The sequence below is a fragment of the Clostridium sp. AF50-3 genome (assembly GCF_003477445.1).
Classification (GTDB): domain Bacteria; phylum Bacillota; class Clostridia; order Lachnospirales; family Lachnospiraceae; genus Otoolea; species Otoolea fessa.
The window spans coordinates 1-21,652 of sequence record NZ_QUDH01000004.1 but is presented as its reverse complement, the minus strand read 5'-3'; the positions used below and the strand labels follow the sequence as shown (position 1 = coordinate 21,652).

Sequence of the window (21,652 nt, the reverse complement as noted above, 5' to 3'; positions counted from 1 at the left end):
CATCGTTTCCGAAAGTGCCCCAGCTGACTGACCAGCAAATCCATCAGATCCTCGCCGTCCATGGCATATCCACTCTAACTCACATTACTTATACTCAATCACATACCAAATACAGAACTACCTCTTGCGTCTCACATTCCCACAAAAGGCATCTGCTTCCACGATTGAGTCCCCAGATTTAGTAATTCTTTGCATGAACCTCGAAATAAGCCTGCGGATGCGCGCATACCGGACAAACTTCCGGTGCTTTCTCTCCTACTACGATATGACCGCAGTTGCGGCATTCCCATACCTTCACTTCGCTCTTCTTAAATACTTCCTGCGCTTCCACATTATGAAGCAAGGCACGGTAGCGCTCTTCATGGTGCTTTTCGATCTCCGCTACCATACGGAATTTCGCTGCCAGTTCCGGGAATCCTTCTTCCTCAGCAGTCTTGGCAAATCCATCGTACATATCTGTCCACTCATAATTCTCGCCTTCTGCAGCAGATGCCAGATTCTCTGCGGTATTTCCCAGACCGTTTAATTCCTTAAACCACATCTTTGCGTGTTCTTTCTCATTGTCTGCGGTCTTTAAAAAAAGGGCGGAAATCTGCTCAAATCCCTCTTTTTTTGCCTTGGATGCAAAATAGGTATATTTATTTCTTGCCTGTGATTCACCAGAAAAAGCCTCCCTCAGGTTCTTTTCCGTCTGGGTTCCTGCATATTTGTTAGCCATTGCATTGTCCTCCTTTTAATTGCATGAAAACAGTTCGTCTTTTCTTTCTATTATAGCACGCTTGAATGTTTTTAATATGTTTTTCAAAAGCATTTTTTTCCAACATCCAGACAAAAACAGGGATATCAGACGTTCAAATCTGATATCCCCGTTTCTTTTCTAAATAGGAATCTACTACCTACCGCTTCCCTTACGCCTCATCAATCGCATGCCCGATATCATGGCGCATATATTTGTTAGCGAAATCGATCCACTCGGTCGCCTTGTATGCGTTGGCGCGCGCCTCTTTCAGGTCTTTGCCCTTTGCAGTAACGCCCAGCACCCGACCGCCATTTGTCACGATATCGCCGTCTGCATCGAACTTCGTGCCTGCATGGAATACATAGTAACCGTCCGTGTCTTTGAATTTCTCCAGACCGTGAATCTTGAAACCTTTTTCATATTTCACCGGATAACCATCCGACGCCAGAACAACACAGACTGCCGCATTGTCCTCAAATTCCAGCTGGATCTGATCCAGGGTTCCGTCGATACATGCCTCAAAGACTTCCACGATATCGTTCTTCATGCGCGGCAGGACAACCTGTGTCTCCGGATCGCCGAAACGGGCATTGTATTCCAGCACCTTCGGACCATCTGCGGTCAGCATCAGACCGAAGAAAATGATGCCCTTGAAGGTACGTCCTTCCTTCTTCATCGCGTCAACCGACGGCTGATAGATGTACTTTTTGCAGAATTCATCTACTTCTTTTGTGTAGAACGGGCTTGGTGAGAAGGTTCCCATACCGCCTGTATTTAAGCCCTGATCGCCGTCCAGCGCCCGCTTGTGGTCCTGGGAGGAGGTCATAATGCGGATCGTATCGCCATCGACGAAGGAAAGGACAGAAACCTCGCGTCCCGTCATGAACTCCTCGATGACCATCTGATTGCCAGCAGAACCAAACTTCTTGTCCTCCATGATCTCCTTGACGCCTGCCTCTGCTTCCTCTAAAGTATTGCAGATCAGAACACCTTTTCCAAGTGCCAGACCATCTGCTTTCAAAACGATCGGCATCTTAGCGGTCTGTAAGTATTCCAGCGCCTTGTGCGGATCGGTAAAAGTCTCATAGGCTGCGGTCGGAATGTTGTATTTCTTCATCAGATCCTTGGAAAATGCCTTCGATCCTTCCAGAATCGCCGCATTTTTTCTCGGTCCAAATACACGCAGTCCCTGTGCCTCGAACACATCCACGATACCGCCAACCAGCGGATCGTCCATGCCGATCACGGTCAGGTCAACCTCATGCTCTTTTGCAAATGCCGCCAGCTTATCAAATTCCATCGCACTGATCGGCACACACTCTGCATACTCTGCAATTCCCGCATTGCCCGGTGCACAATAAATTTTATCTACCTTCGGACTCTGAGCCACTTTCCATGCGATCGCATGCTCACGTCCGCCGCTGCCAACGATTAAAACTTTCATGTTCTTCTCCTTATATTCTTCCGTTTGCAATCGCATCGATCGCCTGCGGAAGCAGTACCCACTCTGCCTGTTCCATCACGCGCTGCTGCAGCGTCTTCGGCGTATCATCCGGCTGCACCTCTACGGCTTTCTGGAAGAGGATCGGACCGGTATCGGTTCCTTCATCCACATAGTGAACCGTCGCGCCCGTCACCTTGACGCCGCGCGCCAGTGCCGCCTCATGCACCTTCAGTCCATAATAGCCGACGCCACAGAAAGACGGAATCAGGGACGGGTGAATATTGATAATTTTATTTCTGTATGCCTCGATCATCGCCGCCGGAATCTTCACAAGAAATCCAGCCAGAACGATGAGATCCGGCTTACACGCCTTGACGGTCTCTAAAAGCGCCTCATCGAATGCATCTCGCGTCTCATACGCCTTCGGAGTCACAACAAATGCCGGGACACCGTGTTTTTTCGCGCGCTCAATCGCATAAACGCCCTCATTGTTGCTGATAACCGCTGCAACCTCTGCGTTCGTGATCTTGCCGTTATCAACCGCATCCAGGATTGCCTGCAGATTTGTACCGCCTCCAGACACCATTACAACGACTCTTAGCATAATGTTACTCCCTTTTCTCCTGCCTCAATAGAACCGATGATGTACGTTGTATCGCCAGCGGACTTCATTGCCTCCATCGCACGCTCTGCATCAGCCGCATCGACTGCTACAACCATGCCGATACCCATGTTGTAGGTATTGTACATCATATGCTCCTCGATATCGCCTTTCTTCGCCAGCATACCAAAGATTGGCGGAATCTGATAGCTGTCTTTCTTGATGACTGCGCGGACGCCGTCTTTCAGCATACGCGGAACATTCTCATAGAAGCCGCCGCCTGTGATATGGCTGCACGCTTTCACAGTCACGCCTGCATTCTTCACTGCTTTCAGCGCCTTTACATAGATACGGGTCGGTGCCAGAAGTGCCTCGCCAAGCGTGGTTCCCAACTCCTCATAGTAGGTCTCCAGCCCCTCTTTGTTAAGTTCCTTCTCAAACACCTTGCGGACCAGGGAGAAACCATTGCTGTGAACGCCGGTGGATGCCATACCGATCAGTACATCACCCGGTTTCAGGTTTTCGCCGGTAATCATGTCTTTTTTATCAACCACACCGACAGCAAAACCAGCCAGATCATAATCTTCCTCCGGCATCAGTCCCGGATGCTCGGCTGTCTCGCCGCCGATCAGAGCTGCCTCCGACTGTAAGCAGCCTTCTGCAACGCCTTTTACGATATCCGCGATCTTTTCCGGATAGTTCTTGCCGCAGGCAATATAGTCTAGGAAAAACAACGGCTCGCCACCTGCACATGCAATGTCGTTGACACACATCGCAACTGCATCGATACCGATCGTGTCATGCTTGTCCATGATGATCGCCAGCTTTACCTTTGTGCCGCAGCCGTCCGTACCAGATAAGAGAACCGGCTCTTCCATCTCTTTAATCTTTGCCAGGGAGAATGCACCGGCAAAGCCTCCCAGACCTCCCAGCACCTCCTCGCGCATCGTTTTCTTTACATGCTCTTTCATCAGTTCTACTGACTTATAACCAGCCTCAATATCTACTCCGGAATTCTTGTAATCCATGGTTTTCCTCCGTATGTCCTTGTTTATATTTTTTGTTTTTATTTCTGTGCCAGATACTCTTTATGTCCCAGCTTCTGTAATTTCTCATCCTTACCGGCTACTTCATTCTTCATCTCCTCGGAGTATGCCTTTAATTTCGCTAACAGCTCCGGATCGGAAGTTGCCAGAATCTTGGCTGCCAGAATACCCGCGTTCTTACCGCCGTTGATCGCTACCGTTGCAACCGGAATACCGGATGGCATCTGTACGATCGAATACAGAGAATCAACTCCGCCTAAATCCGAGGTTTTCATCGGAATACCGATCACCGGCATCGGGAACAGTGCCGCGCACATACCCGGCAGATGCGCTGCCTTACCAGCACCTGCAATGATAACCTTAAAGCCTTTCTCCTCAGCGGATTTTGCATAGTTAAAAAAGATGTCTGGCTCACGGTGTGCAGAAATGATTGTCATTTCATAATCAATCCCCATCTTGTCCAGAAAATCTGCTGCCTGTGCCATGATCGGCATGTCCGAATCGCTTCCCATTACAATTCCTACTTTTGCCATCGTTCATTCTCCTTTTCTCTGCATTGTATTTATTAGTTCTACTTATAAGTAATTTGAATAAAAACAGCTTTACTTATTAGTAATGATACTAGGTTTTTGATCGCAAGTCAATAGGGTTTCGAGAATCCTTCAAAAAATACTATGAGATTGCAGCCTCCTTGCTTTTATGTTATCCTTATTGGCATCACAATGATTACAAAGAGGTTCCCTAAATGAAACGGACATTATCATACACTATTACAAATAAAAACAAAGCTGACACCATCGGCGCCTTCCTCCGCGATGCCGGATATTCCCGCCGCATCCTCATCGAACTCAAACAGAACCCTGAGCAGATCTGCCTGAATGGGACTCCATCCTGGCTGAACACACCGCTTCAGATCGGAGACACCCTGACACTCTTTCTCCCGGACGAACCCGTTTCCTCAGATATTCTTCCGGTCAATCTTCCGATCGATATAGTATATGAAGACGAAGATCTCATAATACTCAACAAAGCCGCCGGAATGCCTGTCCACCCGTCCCAGGGACACCATGAAAATACGCTGGCAAACGCCCTCGCGTACCGTTTTGCCTCGCGCGGCGAACATTTCGTATTCCGTGCCGTGAACCGCTTAGACCGAGACACCACCGGTCTTCTGCTGATCGCTAAACATAAAATAAGCGGCGCATTTCTCTCCGCCATGACTGCGAAAAAAGAAATACGCCGCGAATATCTCGCGATTGTCTCCGGGAAACCAGAAGAATACGGCACCATTGACCTGCCGATCGCCCGAAAAGATGGTTCTACCATCGAGCGCTGCATCGATATGGATCATGGGGAACACGCCGTCACCCATTACCGGTGTCTCGATTACCGGGACGATCTCGACTGCTCCCTCGTCCTGCTGCGTCTGGAAACGGGGCGCACCCACCAGATCCGGGTCCACATGAAAGCTATCGGACACCCGCTTTTAGGTGATTTTCTATACAACCCGGATTACCGCTTCATCGGACGGCAGGCACTTCACTCCTATACGGTGGCATTCCGGCATCCGATCACTGGGGAAGCAATGGAGTTTACGGCTCCGATGCCGGAGGATTTTTCCTTCTTCTATTAATACTGCTTCCGCAGTCCCTTCGGATAATGGTTTTTCAGCGTCCCGCCGCTCTTCTTGCCCCATCCGAGCGAATACCCGTCCACACTCACAAGGCACCAGCCTTTTCCGGCGTCTTCCTCCGAAAGCTGGATCGTCTCGCCGCGCAGGTATGCCGCCGTCTCCGGCGCGTCGGCAGACAGGTTCACGTTCTGTTTTACCTCCGATGAATGCAGGGCAAGTGCCAGCGCGTGGGACGGCTCAAAACGGTTTTTCTTAAATTCTCCCATCTGAAGCCCCGGGCGCAGCACCCGCAGCCCCTTAAAATCGACCATCTCCTCCGGCGTCCGGTAAAGCTGGTCGCCAAACATCGTCATCGTACTGTCCGCCGTCCATTTCTTCGGCTCTATAAATATCTCCTTGCAAAAATCCTCATAGACTGCCAGAAGCTTCTTGTCTTTCACCGAAGCCGGATATTTACGCTTCACGCTCTCCGGCTCGCCCGTTTTTCGAAGAAGTGCCGCATAATGACCTTCTCCCTCGGTCCGGTGCGGCCAGATACGGATCGTTTTCTCAATTCCATCCGTCACACCCGCGCCCCAGGCTGGAACGCCGTGCGAAAGTCCCGGATAGTCCGGCGTTTCCTCTAGCGCAAACTCTGGATGTGCCTCTAAGAAACGTCCGATCGCCTGCTCGTCCTCCTCCGGTGCAAAAGTACATGTAGAGTACACCAGCCGTCCGCCCGGTTTCAGCATCATCGCCGCATTTTCAAGAATCTCCTGCTGCCGCCCAGCACAGCGACGCACATTCTCCGGGCTCCATTCCGTGACCGCCGTCTCATCCTTGCGGAACATTCCCTCGCCGGAACACGGTGCATCCACGATGATCCCATCAAAAAATGCCGGAAAATACTTCGTCAGCCGCCCGGAATCTTCATTTGTCACAACCGCATTCCGGATTCCCATGCGCTCGATATTATGCGAGAGAATCTTTGCCCGCGCCGGATGGATCTCATTGCTCACCAGAAGTCCTTCTCCGCCCAGTCTCGCCGCCGCCTGCGTCGATTTTCCGCCCGGTGCCGCACAGAGATCCAGAATCATTTCCCCCGGCTGCGGGTTTAAAAGCGAAGCCGCAATCATCGCGCTCGGCTCCTGAATATAGTAAACGCCCGCATCGTGGTACGGATGACGCCCCGGACGATCCTCCGCCCCATAAGCGAATCCCTCCGCCGCCCACGCAACCGGATTCAGAGAAAATGGAGCCGTCTTAGCAAATTCCGCCGGATTCGTTTTCAGTCCGTTCACGCGCAGTCCCTGTGAGCGCTCCTTGTCGTAACTGGCGATAAACGCATCGTACTCCCTGCCGAGCATCTGTTTCATTCGTTCAGTAAATGCTGCTGGTAAATTTATCATGGTTTTGTATTATCCTTCTTAATCAAACATATAATTCATCTTTCCTAAATAATAATACTATTACATAAACAGCAATTCCGTCAACTATTTCTGCCTCTTCTTTCCAGTATCTTTTCCGCCCCATTTTCCCACACTATCCTCATGATTCGATGGATATTTACGTTCGTTCTCCTCCCATTTTTTAGTTTCTCACTCACACGCGGATGCAATCTGTTTTCTTCCAATTTTTCCAGTATCAGCATCGCACTGCACCGACGCGGCGAATTTTTTCTCTGGTGCCTGCTCTGCGGCGGCTTTTTCTACTCCCAACTCTCCCTGTACCGCCCCCGCCAGGCAAAATGCTGCCTGCTTCTCCTCACTGCCGCTGCCCTGCTGCCCTATACCCCGGAGCACCTCCCAGTCTGTGCTATCCTTCACACGCTTCTGGCGCTGGCGGCTGCACTGTTATTTCTTTATAATCTGTTTTATTTAAGCTTGCAGTTCTATCTTTCGTCCCCAGCTCCTGCCCGTTATTCCCAAACAAACTCCCATACTGCCTTTTTCAGCAAATTGACTCACTCTTTGGATTCTCCTGCTGCCCGTGGGCGCCTCTGCCTCCTGCTTCTCTGGATTTCTTGTGTTTTCTGTCTGGACAGCTGGATTTTATCGGGAATCATCAACAGTGCCATGGAAATTTGCCTGACCTTAACCGCTGGCGTACTGTTCTGGCTGTTTTTTCCTTCACTACGCCTGGCATCGAATCATCCGCATTCCCTGTTGTAATTCTTGCAAAGCGTTTTTAAAACATCTCCCTATCAACAAAAAAGCCAGTTCTATATCTCTCTTAATACACCAAAGATATAAAAACTGGCTTTTTACCATTCTTAGATTTTTATACCTGCTCCCTCATTTTAAGCAGATATGGTATGTAACCTTCCCGTCATACAGAGCCGGAAACTTCACCGAACGCCCACCTTAGTACACAATCTTGTACTCGCTGGAACCTTCTCCATTTACCACATAGTAAACGGCACGCTCTTCCGGTTTAACATACAGGGTCAGAGTCTCAATCTCGTCCTCTTTATGTCCCAGAGCTGCATATGCTTTCTTTGCTTCTGCCTCCAGCTTCTCGATAGAAATCTCAGCACCTGCGTACTGTACGTATGCAACTGTCTTTACTTCCTTCTTCGCAGCTGTCTTCTTTGCTGCAGTGGTTGTCTTTGTGGTTGTCTTTGTAGTTCTCTTTGCAGTTGTTTTCTTTACGGTCACATCTGTCTCCTTTTTCTCTGCGGCTGCTGCCATCTCTTTCTTCTCTGCGAGGGCGGTCTCCTTCTTCTGTACCGGCGCTACGGCTGTTTCTTTCTTCTCTACATGTGCCAGTGCAGTTTCCTTTTTCGGAACGGATGCTACTGCCGTCTCCTTTTTCTCCACCGCTGCAACAGCTGTTTCCTTCTTTGCCACTTCCGCTACCGCTGTCTCTTTCTTTGCGACTGCTGCCACTGCCGTTTCTTTCTTCGCCACTTCAGCTACGGCTGTCTCTTTTTTCTCCACAACAGACGGAACCTTTTTCTCTTCCGTTGAAACAGATTTCTTTGCCGCTGTCTTGGCTAATGTTTTCTTTCTCTGAACCATATATCTCATCCTCCTTCTCTGCTTTCTCCGCAACGTCTTCCGGCTTGTGATTCTGTGCTCACTCACACGGCGCAGCTTTTCCGCCTGCGGCAATGCCTCATATCCGATTCATTCCCGACAGTCGAAGTAGGGACACCGCCTAATCACATCCTTGTCATTCTGCGGTATCCCCATAATTTAATTGTCTTATATTCAAGTTTCCCCAAGTTGTCTGTCCATTCAGATTATCACACAAATGGTCTTTTTCCGCCCTTGATCCACCGTCAAGCACATCCTATCCCTATTTCCATGACCTTGTCTGAACTTTAACAAATTATACGGCAATTTCCTGTTTTTGTCAACAAAACCGCTCTTCCTACCGAATCGCCAAGTACAAATTATAAAATCCAGTTACACTGACGATTCCCACCATAACCGGCGTCAGGAATCGGATGCAGAACACCCAGAGTTTTCCCAGACGGAACTTCGTACCGTCCGCCTCGATCTCCGCAAGCAGATACTCCGGTTTCCATTTCCAGCCTACATAGTAGCACATCGTGAGTCCACCGAGCGGCATCAGAATATTATCCGTTACCAGTCCGGCGAAATCAAAGACCGACTGATTCAGGATTGTGACATCACTCAGGACGCCGAAGGACAGCGCACTCGGAATGCCAAGCAGCGTGATCGCCGTACCAATCACAAGCGCCGCATGCTTGCGTTCCCAGCCCAGCGAATCAATCGCAAAAGATGCACAGACTTCCAGAAGTGCGATCGCACTCGTAACGGCTGCGAAAAAAACCAGCGCAAAAAACAGAATTGCAAAGAAAGTTCCTCCCGCAATATTCGCAAATACCATCGGCAGTGTGCCGAAAATCAGTCCCGGTCCCTGTCCCGGCTCCAGACCGAAGGCAAATACTGCCGGAAAGATCGCGATACCCGCGAGAACCGCAATCACGGTGTCCAGACCACCGACGATCATACAGCTTTTTGGAATATTTTCCTTTCCACTCAGATAGCTTCCGTAGGTGATCGTGATACCCATACAGAGACTCAGGGAATAAAACACCTGTCCCAGTGCCGCGCTGACAGAAGAAAGCGTGAACGCCGAAAAATCCGGCTGGAAGATAAATAACAGTCCTTTCGAAGCTCCCGGAAGCGTCACGCTTCTGAAAATGATGACAAATAACAGAACCAGAAGCATCGGCATCATCAATTTGCTCGCTTTCTCAATGCCATTGATGCCAAAATAGCAGACAGCTATAGTCGCTGCCATAAATACAATGTGCCAGATCACCGGCTCGCTGCTGCCGATAAAGGCGTTAAAATCCGGCGCTGCCGCCGTCGTCACATAGCTGGCAATATACTTTAAAATCCAGCCGCCAATGACGCTGTAATAACTCAAAATAATAAACGCCGCCAGTACGCCGAATATACCGACAATCCGTGCGTGCGGATGAATGTCCGCATATGCCTGCACCGGATCATGCCGCGTCTTCCGTCCCAGGGACATTTCCGTGATCATAACCGGCAGTCCGAGAACGACGATAAAAAACAGATACGCAACCAGAAATGGAAATCCACCGTTCTTTCCCATCAGATATGGAAATTTCCACAGATTTCCCAATCCAATCGCCGCCCCAGCCGTCGCCATAATAAAGCCCAGCTTACTCGCCCATTGTTTGTTTTTACTCATGTGTAGCCCTCTTAGTATTCTTTCATTTCATATTTGATATAGCCTTGCGTTATAACGCAATACAGACTATTATATCGAATTTTAGGGACTATGTAAACCATTTTTAAGTGGGAATCACGCAAAAAAGCCTGTCCCCCGACACCTTTCCCATGCCAGAAGACAGACTTTTCTCTATTTCTTAATTCAATTCATTTCCGGCAGCACACTCCCGGCATTCCAGAAAGCCGCGCCGAATTTCCACTTTTTCTCTTAGTCCCCGATCGTATCGATCAGACTGTCATCATCAAAGTAATTGATCCGCATTGAAGCCTTCACATCGCGAAGCGTCTCCGCAGCCTTCGCCTCTGCTGCCTTGCTTCCCTCTTTCAGAATGTCAAATACATCCGGGATTCTCTTCTCCCACTCCTGACGTCTTGCACGGATCGGTGAAAGTTCAGCCTGCATAACATTATTTAAGAACTTCTTCACCTTCACATCGCCCAGACCGCCTCTCTGGTAATGTGCTTTCAGCTCGTCCAGGTTCTGGTAATCCGGCAGGAACTCTGCAAAATACTCCTGACGGCAGAATGCATCCAGATAGATGAAGACCGGATTGCCCTCGACTTTACCCGGATCCTCGACACGCAGGTGATTTGGATCTGTAAACATGGACATGATCTTCTTCTTCACATCTGCTTCCGAATCAGAGAGGTAGATGCAGTTTCCAAGCGATTTGCTCATCTTTGCCTTTCCATCGATACCCGGCAGACGCAGACACGCCTTGTTGGACGGAAGCAGAATCTCCGGTTCCGTCAGGGTCTCGCCGTACACGCTGTTGAATTTGTGGACGATCTCCTTGCACTGCTCTAACATCGGCATCTGATCCTCTCCAACCGGAACGGTCGTCGCGCGGAATGCAGTGATATCCGCCGCCTGGCTAATCGGATAAGTAAAGAATCCAACCGGAATGCTTGCCTCAAAATTACGCATCTGAATCTCTGCTTTTACGGTAGGATTTCGCTGTACACGGGATACCGTAACCAGGTTCATATAGTAGAAAGTAAGCTCTGTCAGCTCCGGCACCATCGACTGGATAAAGATGGTGGATTTCTCCGGGTCAATTCCACAAGCCAGATAGTCCAGGGCAACCTGCAGAATATTTTTACGCACCTTTTCCGGGTGATCGGCATTGTCCGTCAGTGCCTGCGCATCGGCAATCATAATATAAATCTCATCGAACTTGCCGGAGTTCTGAAGTCTCACTCTCTCGCTCAGAGAGCCAACATAATGTCCGACATGTAAGCGTCCTGTAGGACGATCGCCGGTTAAAATAATTTTCTTCATCTATTTGTTTCCCCTTCCATTCTGGTGTTTTTTCTTTAATGGATTTTTGCGCGTGACTGTTAAGGTACTGAACAGTTACGAAAATATTATATATCCTGGCTGGCAGACTGTCAACATTCTGAGACTCCATCTTCCCCAGTAACTCTGTAACTCTGTTACCATTCTTGTCTTGCATATATATGTTAAACACCAGAATTTCCAGTTCCGGAAATTTACTTGCTCTGCGCAAACAGCCAGTCTCTGACTACTTCTGGCTCTTACTCCTGCAGGTTTACCATCACATCCGAAACATCCACTTTCTTATCGATCAGCCCGCTCTCGCTCATCCAGTCGATGTTTTCCTGCCAGCACTCTTCGGTCTGGGTCAAAAACGGAACCTCATCGCTCTCCATGAGCGGCAGAAGTGTCTCACAGGACTTCTCCTCCACGCTCTGGGTCAGAGGGAAGTTTTCCTCATTCTGATTATTCATCAGGATTGCCAGGCAGCCATTCGGATCGTTCTTAAAGTCTTCAAAGCCCTTCTTCGATGCGCGTAAGAATCCTTCCAGAACTTCCGGCTCCTGCTGGATCATTTCGTTGTTGGCAAGGAATACTTCCTCATAATAATTCGGGATTCCATATCCAGCTGCCATGAAGTAGTTGACATCAAAGCCCTCTTCCTCCATCTGCGGAACCTCATGGTTAACAAGGCATCCGATCGTCGCATCCACATTGCCGGTCGTCATAGAACTCATCAGTTCAAATCCGACATCGATCAGGTTTACATCCGATGCATCCGCTCCCACATATTCCATCATGCTCTTGACAACCGCCTCGCTGAGTGCTGTTCCGCCGTAACCAACGGTTTTTCCAACCAGATTTTCCGGTCCTGTGATATTCTTATCCTTTAAAGAAAGAACGACACTTAACGGGGACTGCACGATCGCACCGATGGATTTGATCTTCGTTCCCTGATTGGCAACCGCCTGGATCACATCCTGCTGATAGTACATGCCGATCTCCGCCTTTCCAGCCGCTACCAGTGATAACGCATCGTTCGCATTGGCCGGAAAACGCACTTTCACATCCAGTCCTTCTTCCGCATAATAACCGCGCTCGATCGCCGTATAAATAAAGGTATGGATCGCATTCGGATACCAGTCAAGAACCACATTGATCTCCTTAAGATCCTGACTTTTTCCATCTTCCGAGGTCTGTTTCGCATCCGTGCCCTCTGCCTGAGCAGCTGTCTCACTCTTTTCGCTGGCCGTTCCACATCCGCCAAGTGTCATCATTCCCATCACTGCTGCCATCACTGCGGCAGCCATTTTCATTCGTTTTTTCATCTCATATCCTTTCATTTTTACAAATTTCCGTTTATATTTCCCTATCACTTACCTGTTTTCCAGTTCTTTTGGCATATGACTTGCTGGATTCACATACCAATCTCAAAGATCTGCACTTCTTCACAAGTAGCTTTTTTGTGAATACACTTTTTTCGGTCTGCAGCACACATTTCAAAAATACAGACTTTTCAATATCCGCACACATACTTCAAAATTTCATCCTATATCACAATTTCCTACTCATTCCTCCAGAAAATCATCCGCTTTTCAAGCAGCGAGACAATCCACGTTGCCGCCATCGCCACTACCGATAGGAGCAGAATCGGTGCAAATACACCGGCTCCATCTAACTGGGTCATCATTCTCCGGCTGAAATATCCGAGTCCGCTCTGAGCGCCCAGCCATTCTCCAATCGCCGCTCCGATGATCGACAGCGGTACCGCCATCTTGATCGCTGAAAAAAAGTACGGAAGCGTCGCCGGAATCTTTAATTTCAAAAAGATCTGACGTTTATCCGCTCCAAATGTAAACAAAAGTTCTTCCATTTCCGTCTTCACCGACCGGAACCCGTCAAATACCGTGATCGTGATCGGGAAAAACGTAATTAGTACCGTTACCAGCACCTTGCTCCAGATCGTGTAGCCAAACCAGAGGACAAACAGCGGTGCCAGCGCCGTCGTCGGGATTGTCTGCGAGGCGATGATCAGCGGATACAGCGCCTTTCTTGCCGTCTCACTGGCATCCATCAGCACAGCCAGTCCCACGCCCAGCACGATCGAGATCAAAAGTCCAATCACGACTACCGACATCGTCGCCGGCAGATGTGCCGTAAATAATGGACCCCGAAGTTCCCACAGCCGTACAACCACCTGAACCGGAGACGGGAGAATATAGGCCGCATCAATCCCCATAGCCGCTGCCTGCCATGTAAACAGAAGCACCGCCACCAGAATCAGGGCTGGAAGATTCGCATTCATCCGGCTTCCCATTTTATTTGTTTTTTTCTGTTCCATCACGCCTTCTCCTTCTTAAGCATTCCGATCAGTTCTTCCTTTAAGGACAGAATCTCCGGTCTGCGAAGCTCTTCCCGGGATCGCGGATATCCCGCCGGGACCTCGATGGAGCGCAGATGTGTGATCGGTGACTGTTCCACCACGAGAATCCGGCTGGACAGAAACACCGCTTCTTCCACATCATGCGTGATGAAAAGAACCGTCTTTTTCTCCTTCTCCCACTGTTCCAGAAGCCACTCCCGCATAGACAGTCTTGTCAGATAATCCAGGGCTGAAAACGGCTCATCCAAAAGCAGAAGGTCTGAACCCGTCAGAACCGTTCTCGCAAAGGCGGCTCTCTGGCGCATACCGCCGGAAAGCTCTTTCGGCGTCTTATCTCCCCAGTCTGCAAGTCCAACCGATCGAAGCGCATCATCCGCTTTTTTCTGCATCTGTTCCTTCGAATATCCGCCCTGAATCTCCATCGGAAGCATCAGATTCTCCCGCACGGTGCGCCATGGAAACAGCAGATCCTGCTGCGGCATATATCCGCAGTAATTTTTCTTCGTTTCGATCGATTCCCCATCCACCCGGATCACACCGGAAGCCGGGGTAAAAAGCTTATTTACCAGCCGGAAGATCGTACTTTTTCCACAGCCGGAAGCGCCGATGATGGACACAAACTCCCCATCCTGGACTTCAAACGACAGATGGTCAATGATCGAAAAATCCTCTACCGCATATTGGAAACGCACGTTGTCAAATGTAAGCATATTTACCGCCTCATTTCCCACGCCATATCCCAGAATGCCGCTTCATAGCGGGAGCAGGCCACAAAAATATCCACCAGATGTTTCTTTTGTTTCTCAGACAGATCCTCTGCCAGACGGTTCATCCACTCTACAAGGACTTCGTTTTCTTTGTGGTAAGACTCGGAAGCGTATCCCCGGATCCACTCCCCATAAAATGGATGTTTGTCGGCATCCGGTCTGTCTGCTGCGATTTTCTTCGCAATCCATTCATAGCTGAGGGCGCAGGACAATATCGCTGCTGCCGCCTCCGGCGCGCCCCCCTCATAAGCGATGCGAAGCATATAAGAAGTATAAGAAAGGTTATCCAGAGCGACCGGCGTCTGTTCCGCCTCTTCTCTGGTTATCCCCAAACGTTCCATGTAAGCACGGTGAATATCCATCTCCCCATCCAGAATCGAGTGGGTATATCCGGCAAACAGGCGCATAAATGCGAGATCCGTTGATTTTGCCGCCCCGATGGAAAACACCTTTGTGTAATCAATCAGATACAGATAATCCTGTATCATATAATATTTGAATTTATCATGATCCAGACTGCCGTCCGCAATGCCTTTTACGAACGGTTTTTCATTGTAACCAGCCCAGATCTCCTTTGTGGCTTCCAAAAGCCTCTCTGTCATTGTCATACGCGTTCCTCCGCAAATCCTTTTCCCCGGAAATCAAATCCATGATCCATCGGACCGGATCCTTTGCCGAGATCCAGCATCGCTCCCAGTGCGCCGGAAATATATGCTTTGGCACGTTCCACCGCGGTGTCGAGATCATAGCCCTTCGCCAGATTGGATGCAATCGCGCTGGACAGGGTACAGCCCGTCCCATGGGTGTTGGAATTGTGGATGCGTTTTCCGTTAAACCAACGGTATCCGCCGTCCCGGTATAAAAGATCGTTGGCATCATTTAACTGATGTCCGCCCTTGCAGAGAACCTCACAATGGTACGTTTCACTGATCCATTTTGCTGCCGCAATCATATCGTCGGCAGACTTAATTTTCATTCCCGATAAGACCTCCGCCTCCGGAATGTTCGGTGTCAGAACCGCCGCTAATGGAAAAAGCGATTCTTTCAAGGTATCGATAGCGTCGTCGCCGATTAACTTTGCTCCGCTCGTCGCCACCATAACCGGGTCCACAACAATGTTTTCTGCCTGGTACTCACAAAGCTTCTTCGCAATCGACTTGATCAGTCCGGTTGAAGAAACCATGCCGATCTTTACCGCATCCGGACGGATATCCGTAAATACGCTGTCAATCTGCTGTTCCAGAAATTCCGGGGTTACCTCAAAAATCCCCTGGACGCCGGTTGTGTTCTGGGCCGTCAGCGCCGTGATCGCACTCATTCCATATACTCCATTGGCGATCATCGTCTTTAAATCGGCCTGGATACCGGCGCCTCCGCTGCAATCACTTCCAGCGATTGTTAATGCTGTCTTCATAATTAACTCCTTTCAGGCATCAATAACTTTTATAAGGCGACACAAGGTGGTGCCCCCAATGTGCCGCCATAAAAAACTTTTTGCAAAGTTTCTTACCATTTTTTAATGAAGCTTTTTTCACAAGCTTTTTCTCATAAACCTTTTCATGCCATTTTTTTGACAAAATGACAACGTTTTCATCTTTACAGAACCTTTTTTACAGCTTCCTTCAGTTCCTCTGCTGCCTTTTCAATATCATCGGCCGCAAACAAGGCGCTGACCACTGCAATGCCGTCCACACCTGTTCCTTTTAACAGTTCCAGATGTTCTTTATTCAGTCCGCCGATCGCAACAACCGGAATATCGACTGCCTGACAGATCTTGGCAAGCATCCCCGGCGTCACGGCATCGGCGTCCTTTTTGGTTCCCGTCGGATAGATGGCTCCGACTCCCAGATAATCCGCCCCATGCTTTTTCGCAAGAAGCGCCTGTTCTACATTTTTGCAGGAAACGCCGATGATCTTATCTGGTCCCAGCTTTTCCCGGACCTTTCCCGCTTCCATATCGCTCTGTCCCACATGGACGCCGTCCGCATCCACCGCCAGGGCAATCTTCACGTTGTCATTGATCACAAACGGAACCTGATACTTTCTGCAAAGTATTTTAAGCTTCTTTGCCTCCTCCAGAAACTCCGCCTCGTCAAGCTCCTTTTCTCTCAGCTGGACAAACGTCGCCCCGCCCTTCAAAGCTTTCTCAACCTGACTCTCCAGAGTTTCCCCCTTCAGCCATGCGCGGTCTGTCACCGCGTAAAGCAGCATATCTTCCGGTCTGCAGTTCATCTGCATTTCCTCCTTTTCTCAGCTGTTCTTATAAAAACGGACACTAAAGCTCTATTATCTTACTTCAAATTTTGCTCCAGCCTCCAGCGCTTCTCCGTTCATGCGATAAATAGCATCAATGATATAATTCCGATAAGTCGCATTGCCGTCCAGTTCACTTAAACGGGCGTATGCCGTCTCCCCGGCCAGTCCCATCGCGCAGACTGCCGCAGCAGCTGCCTCAAGCGGCTGTTCCTGGTTGGCTGTCACAAAGACCGCCGTCAGAGCCGAGAGCTGACAGCCGGTTCCCGTGATGGAAGACATCTCCGGACGACCGTTGTAAATGCAGTATGCCTTCTCCGCATCCGCCACAATGTCGATCGCACCGGTGATCGCAACGACCGCATTCATCTTTCCGGCAAATGCCTTCGCAAAAGCTGCCGCCTCGTCCAGATTTTCCTTCGTCACCCGGTCTGCCAGATCGGCATCCACGCCCTTCGTCGTCCCATTTCCAAGTGCCAGTGTCTTGATCTCCGAAATGTTCCCGCGGATCACGGTAAACCTGACTTCCTTTAAAAGCTGATTGGCGGTCTCTGTTCTGAGTTTCGACGCACCGGCGCCTACCGGGTCTAAAACTACCGGATGACCCAGCTCATTTGCCCGCTTTCCGGCAAGCAGCATGGATTCGATGGTCCGGCTGTTTAATGTGCCGATATTGATATTCAGTCCGCCGCAGATGGTCTGGATATCCGAAACTTCGTCCTTATCATCCGCCATGATCGGGGACGCGCCGCATGCGAGTACCACGTTGGCACAGTCATTGACAGTCACGTAGTTCGTAATGTTGTGGATTAACGGACATTTTTCTCTTACATTATCAAATATTTCTTTAAACATGTGCTGGCTTCTCCTCTCTCAGTGCTTCCTGCATTCCTGCTAAAATATTGGCTTTCTTTAAACTTAAAATCAGAACCGCGCTTATGATCGCGCCTCCCGCGGTCGAGATCAAAAACGGAACCACATAGGCATAGACAGCCAGTCCCGCCGCGCTCTTTCCCATCAGGAAAACTGCCACCGGATATGCTGCAAATCCGCCCAGAATGGACGTTCCAAGCACCTCACCGATCAAAGTTGCGAACACACTCTGCGTTTTCTTGTAAACCAGTCCGCAGATCAGGGCGCCAAACATACTGCCTGGAAATGCCATCAGGCTTCCAAGTCCTAACAGATTTCGGATCAGCGCCGCTGCAAAGGCCGCTCCCAGTCCATAGCCCGGTCCCAGAAGAACGGCACACAGGATATTTACCATATGCTGTACCGGGGAACACTTACTTCCGAACACCGGAACGGAAAATAAACTTCCTACGACGGCAACGGCACAGAATACAGCCGCAATCGCCAGTTTTTTCGTGTTTGTCTTATTCATTTTTCTTCTCCTTCTTTGAAAATTTGCAACTGTTCTGTTTCTTTGATATTCTTGAACAGTTACGAACAATTTACGTTTTCTGCATGAAATTCGGTCGATACTCTCTGGTATCCTCTCACGCCGGAACACGGCTTCCCATCGCTGCCTACAAAGCCCAGGGCGCTCCCCCTCAGCTCGCCGCACACATGCGGAATACGTTCCCCCTTTCAAAGAATTTAATTTTAAAAGAATGTGCCCTGGCACATTCCCGCGCCGAGCGCGGTTGCTTGCGACATGATTCCCTTCCGCCGCAGTGCGATCCCGCCCGGTAGGGCTTTTATATAACAGGAAATTTCAACGGATTTTCCTGTTATATGAAAAAACAGGAGATACCCCTGCGGATATCTCCTGTAAAAATTCATCTCATGACTTCCTACGACGGCATTATCCGCATCAGGTTAAAGGGTCGAAGTTCGATTACTTCCTCTCAGCCCGCTAACGAGCTCCCCTGTTTTTATCAAATTTGCAATGTTTCCCTGCTGAACCATCGCCAGACTTATTATAGCGCATCTGGCGAAATTTTCAAGTGCGACTTTCTGGTGCACTTTTATCCCCTATCCTTTCACGATCAAGGTCAGCGTAAGCGCCCGCCAGATTCCGGTGAGTCCCATAATGCCACCCAAAAGAATCGCTAATGGGATCCTGAGACCGGTAAATGTAATGCTGAGCAGACTGCAAAGGCGCGTCTGCAATCAGCTGAGGCGTTCCATTCGTGTTATTACACAAATCCCCCAAAACCTCTACACAACTCACTACACACTTTTTTACACAATTCGCATAAGAAGATATAATAAATTGCAACAAGTTATATAAAAAAGTATCAAAAAACAGTACACAAAAAAGTGCTGAAACCCTACATAAATACTGGGTTTCAGCACTTTCTAATAAGTTATATGAAGTTACAACAAGTAGTTCGCTTACTGTGCCATCTGCTTTGCAACTTCCTCTGCAAAGTTCTCTTCCTTCTTTTCGATACCTTCACCAGTCTCGAAACGAACGAACTTCTTAACAGTGATCTTCGCACCATTCTCTTTAGCAACCTGAGCTACATACTGAGCTACGCTCTGCTTGCCATCCTCAGCCTTAACATATACCTGATCCAGAAGGCAGATCTCTTTGAGCTCTTTCTTGATACGACCCATAACCATGCCGCTGATGATCTTGTCGTTTGCGTCCGGCTTCTCGTTCTTAGCTGCTACAGTCAGGATCTCTTTCTCTTTTGCGATGTAATCTGCATCTACTTCGCTGTCGTTGGTGTACAGCGGTTTCAGAGCTGCAGCCTGCATAGCTACGTTCTTAGCCATCTCTTTGATTGCATCGTTTACAACGTCAGTCTCAACGTCTACCAGAACGCCGATCTTGCCGCCTGCATGGATGTAGGAAGCAACGAAACCATTCTCCTCAGCTAACTGAGCAAAACGACGGATTTTCATGTTCTCGCCGATGATGGAGATCTGGGAAGACAGAGCCTCTGCAACTGTCAGGGACGGATCCTTTGCCCATTTTTCAGCCAGGAATGCGTCAATATCTGCTGCGCTTGTGTTCAGCGCCTGCTCAGCAACATCAGATACATAGTTCTGGAACTTCTCGTTCTTAGCTACGAAGTCTGTCTCTGCGTTTACTTCTACTACAACTGCCTTCTTTTCATCAGCGGTAACCTTAGTCATAACGATACCCTCTGCTGCAATACGGCCAGCTTTCTTAGTAGCGCCTGCAAGTCCTTTTTCTCTCAGGAACTCAACAGCTTTGTCCATGTCGCCATCTGTAGCTGCAAGAGCTTTCTTACAGTCCATCATACCAGCGCCTGTCATTTCACGTAACTCTTTTACCATTGCGGCTGTAACTGCCATCTTAAATCCCTCCGTGTATATAAATTCAGGTACACGTTCGTATACCCGCGCGGAGCACGCTTTTATGCGGAAAACCGCGGCGTGCTCCTGGTCTTTTGGTTTCAGTTTTTAATTTTGGGGTTAATTAAGCCTCTGTAGCCTCTGCTTCGCCCTCTGCTGCAGCTGCCTCAGCCTCGCCCTGCTTAGCTTCGATAACAGCGTCTGCCATTCTGGAAACGATCAGTTTTACGGCACGGATAGCATCATCGTTACCCGGGATTACATAATCCAGCTCTTCCGGATCACAGTTGGTATCGATGATACCGATCAGCGGAATACCCAGAGTATGAGCCTCCTGTACGCAGATTCTTTCCTTCTTCGGATCTACTACGAAGATAGCATCCGGGATCTTCTTCATATCTTTGATACCGCCCAGGTTCTTCTCCAGCTTCTCCCACTCTTTTTTCAGCTCGATAACTTCTTTCTTCGGCAGAACGTCGAAAGTTCCGTCCTCAGACATAGCCTCGATCTGTTTTAATCTAGCGATACGGCTCTGGATGGTCTTGAAGTTTGTCAGCATACCGCCTAACCATCTCTCGTTTACATAGAACATACCACATCTCTCAGCCTCGGTCTTGATAGCGTCCTGAGCCTGCTTCTTTGTACCAACGAACAGGATTGTGCCGCCGTCTGCTGCGATATCGGATACTGCCTTGTAAGCCTCATCTACTTTACCTACAGATTTCTGAAGGTCGATGATGTGGATACCATTTCTCTCGGTGTAGATGTACGGAGCCATTTTCGGGTTCCATCTTCTGGTCTGGTGTCCAAAATGTACACCTGCTTCGAGTAACTGCTTCATTGAAATAACGCTCATGTTTCTTTCCTCCAATTTTGGTTTTTCTTCCGCCGTCTTCTCATGCTTTCCGCGGGGACTCATAATGAGCACCGTCCTGCGTAAATCCGACCGGCGTGAATTTTCAGCCTTTATACTATATCACAGGCACGGTATACATGCAAGTGGAAATTAAAAAAATCACGCATTTTCCTTCATTTTTCTTCGTTTCTTGAATTTCTTCCAGCAAGCATATACGGAATGATAATACAAAACCTTCAGTAAAAACTTTTAGCAATTCTATGTAAATTAAAAGCGGGCTCCGAAAACCTCGGAACCCGCATAAATCCTAGAAATAAAAAGAGCGCGAGACGGGACTCGAACCCGCGGCCTCGACCTTGGCAAGGTCGCGCTCCACCAACTGAGCCACTCGCGCATATTTGTAAGAATCGGGGTGACAGGATTCGAACCTGCGACCTCCTGGTCCCAAACCAGCGCTCTAGCCAAGCTGAGCCACACCCCGTCATCCACGTTTATATTTGATTTTCTTGAAAGTTTATATACCTTCAAAACTGCACACTGAATTTCTTCTACTTTCTATCTTTCATCCTTCAGGAAATAACTTCCTCTTACCTATCCTTAACCATAACCTTTTGGTTAAGCCCTCGACCGATTAGTAACAGTCAGCTTCACGTATTACTACGC

21 protein-coding genes, 2 tRNA genes and 1 riboswitch are annotated in these 21,652 nt (G+C 49.0%); of the genes, 1 reads left to right on the top strand and 22 read right to left on the bottom strand.

Translation table 11 applies throughout. The annotated features are described in order from the left end of the window. Positions 1-178 precede the first annotated feature (178 nt). The 5 genes from rbr to purE all read right to left on the bottom strand — a co-directional run bounded on the left by rbr (position 179) and on the right by purE (position 4,363). On the bottom strand, positions 179-718 hold the full coding sequence (rbr, locus tag DW085_RS05875; RefSeq protein ID WP_118491787.1) for a rubrerythrin: 540 nt from the start codon (positions 716-718) through the stop codon (positions 179-181). A gap of 190 nt (positions 719-908) precedes the next feature. Further along, positions 909-2,183, bottom strand: coding sequence for a phosphoribosylamine--glycine ligase (purD, locus tag DW085_RS05870; RefSeq protein ID WP_118491785.1), 1,275 nt, complete (start codon positions 2,181-2,183; stop codon positions 909-911). 10 nt (positions 2,184-2,193) lie between these two features. Next, positions 2,194-2,787, bottom strand: a complete 594-nt coding sequence (gene purN, locus DW085_RS05865) for a phosphoribosylglycinamide formyltransferase (protein ID WP_107000366.1) — start codon at positions 2,785-2,787, stop codon at positions 2,194-2,196. Further along, positions 2,781-3,812 (bottom strand): phosphoribosylformylglycinamidine cyclo-ligase, encoded by a 1,032-nt coding sequence (gene purM / locus DW085_RS05860; RefSeq protein ID WP_118491784.1) that lies wholly within the window; start codon positions 3,810-3,812, stop codon positions 2,781-2,783. The genes purN and purM overlap by 7 nt, the downstream gene beginning before the upstream one ends. Before the next feature lie 38 nt (positions 3,813-3,850). After that, positions 3,851-4,363 carry a 5-(carboxyamino)imidazole ribonucleotide mutase gene (gene purE, locus DW085_RS05855; RefSeq protein WP_107000367.1) on the bottom strand — a complete coding sequence of 171 codons (513 nt, stop codon included), beginning with the start codon at positions 4,361-4,363 and terminating at the stop codon, positions 3,851-3,853. A gap of 212 nt (positions 4,364-4,575) precedes the next feature. Here purE and DW085_RS05850 point away from each other — a divergent pair, with 212 nt between their 5' ends. Continuing rightward, positions 4,576-5,463: an RluA family pseudouridine synthase gene (locus DW085_RS05850; RefSeq protein WP_118491782.1), complete on the top strand. Its 888-nt coding sequence runs from the start codon at positions 4,576-4,578 to the stop codon at positions 5,461-5,463. On the opposite strand, the gene DW085_RS05845 is transcribed toward DW085_RS05850, so the two are convergent. The 17 genes from DW085_RS05845 to DW085_RS05760 form a co-directional block, all read right to left on the bottom strand. Next, on the bottom strand, positions 5,460-6,851 hold the full coding sequence (locus tag DW085_RS05845; RefSeq protein WP_182430806.1) for an RsmF rRNA methyltransferase first C-terminal domain-containing protein: 1,392 nt from the start codon (positions 6,849-6,851) through the stop codon (positions 5,460-5,462). The two genes, DW085_RS05850 and DW085_RS05845, sit on opposite strands and share 4 nt — an antisense overlap. A gap of 189 nt (positions 6,852-7,040) precedes the next feature. Further along, on the bottom strand, positions 7,041-7,268 hold the full coding sequence (locus tag DW085_RS05840) for a hypothetical protein (RefSeq protein WP_117796332.1): 228 nt from the start codon (positions 7,266-7,268) through the stop codon (positions 7,041-7,043). 537 nt (positions 7,269-7,805) lie between these two features. Beyond that, a complete protein-coding gene (locus tag DW085_RS05835) occupies positions 7,806-8,462 on the bottom strand; it encodes a DUF6465 family protein (RefSeq protein WP_118491780.1) in 657 nt (218 codons plus the stop codon). 355 nt (positions 8,463-8,817) lie between these two features. Beyond that, complete coding sequence (locus tag DW085_RS05830; protein ID WP_118491778.1) at positions 8,818-10,137, bottom strand: sodium-dependent transporter; 1,320 nt, start codon at positions 10,135-10,137, stop codon at positions 8,818-8,820. Between the two features lie 249 nt (positions 10,138-10,386). Next, a complete protein-coding gene (gene trpS, locus DW085_RS05825; protein ID WP_107000372.1) occupies positions 10,387-11,460 on the bottom strand; it encodes a tryptophan--tRNA ligase in 1,074 nt (357 codons plus the stop codon). 257 nt (positions 11,461-11,717) lie between these two features. Beyond that, positions 11,718-12,785, bottom strand: a complete 1,068-nt coding sequence (locus tag DW085_RS05820; RefSeq protein ID WP_233430188.1) for an ABC transporter substrate-binding protein — start codon at positions 12,783-12,785, stop codon at positions 11,718-11,720. Between the two features lie 236 nt (positions 12,786-13,021). Next, the gene (locus DW085_RS05815; protein ID WP_118491998.1) at positions 13,022-13,762 is read right to left on the bottom strand and encodes an ABC transporter permease; all 741 of its coding nucleotides are present in this window, start codon (positions 13,760-13,762) and stop codon (positions 13,022-13,024) included. A 35-nt stretch (positions 13,763-13,797) separates the two neighbouring features. After that, on the bottom strand, positions 13,798-14,550 hold the full coding sequence (locus tag DW085_RS05810; RefSeq protein WP_118491776.1) for an ABC transporter ATP-binding protein: 753 nt from the start codon (positions 14,548-14,550) through the stop codon (positions 13,798-13,800). A 2-nt stretch (positions 14,551-14,552) separates the two neighbouring features. Beyond that, on the bottom strand, positions 14,553-15,215 hold the full coding sequence (gene tenA, locus DW085_RS05805; RefSeq protein WP_107000374.1) for a thiaminase II: 663 nt from the start codon (positions 15,213-15,215) through the stop codon (positions 14,553-14,555). Continuing rightward, on the bottom strand, positions 15,212-16,021 hold the full coding sequence (gene thiD, locus DW085_RS05800) for a bifunctional hydroxymethylpyrimidine kinase/phosphomethylpyrimidine kinase (RefSeq protein ID WP_118472126.1): 810 nt from the start codon (positions 16,019-16,021) through the stop codon (positions 15,212-15,214). Before thiD ends, tenA begins: the two co-directional genes overlap by 4 nt. A 182-nt stretch (positions 16,022-16,203) precedes the next feature. Further along, positions 16,204-16,839 (bottom strand): thiamine phosphate synthase, encoded by a 636-nt coding sequence (thiE, locus tag DW085_RS05795; protein WP_117796326.1) that lies wholly within the window; start codon positions 16,837-16,839, stop codon positions 16,204-16,206. 54 nt (positions 16,840-16,893) lie between these two features. Further along, on the bottom strand, positions 16,894-17,715 hold the full coding sequence (thiM, locus tag DW085_RS05790; protein WP_118491774.1) for a hydroxyethylthiazole kinase: 822 nt from the start codon (positions 17,713-17,715) through the stop codon (positions 16,894-16,896). Beyond that, positions 17,708-18,244 carry an energy coupling factor transporter S component ThiW gene (gene thiW, locus DW085_RS05785; RefSeq protein ID WP_117796324.1) on the bottom strand — a complete coding sequence of 179 codons (537 nt, stop codon included), beginning with the start codon at positions 18,242-18,244 and terminating at the stop codon, positions 17,708-17,710. The genes thiM and thiW overlap by 8 nt, the downstream gene beginning before the upstream one ends. Positions 18,245-18,636: 392 nt before the next feature. Then, a riboswitch (TPP riboswitch) is annotated at positions 18,637-18,743 on the bottom strand. Between the two features lie 457 nt (positions 18,744-19,200). Next, entirely contained in the window at positions 19,201-20,133 is a 933-nt protein-coding gene (gene tsf, locus DW085_RS05775) for a translation elongation factor Ts (protein WP_117796323.1), read from the bottom strand. Between the two features lie 124 nt (positions 20,134-20,257). After that, positions 20,258-20,989: a 30S ribosomal protein S2 gene (gene rpsB / locus DW085_RS05770; protein ID WP_022359217.1), complete on the bottom strand. Its 732-nt coding sequence runs from the start codon at positions 20,987-20,989 to the stop codon at positions 20,258-20,260. Between the two features lie 321 nt (positions 20,990-21,310). Further along, a tRNA-Gly gene (locus tag DW085_RS05765) sits at positions 21,311-21,383 on the bottom strand. 13 nt (positions 21,384-21,396) lie between these two features. Then, positions 21,397-21,470 (bottom strand) — tRNA-Pro (locus DW085_RS05760). Between the last annotated feature and the right edge of the window lie 182 nt (positions 21,471-21,652).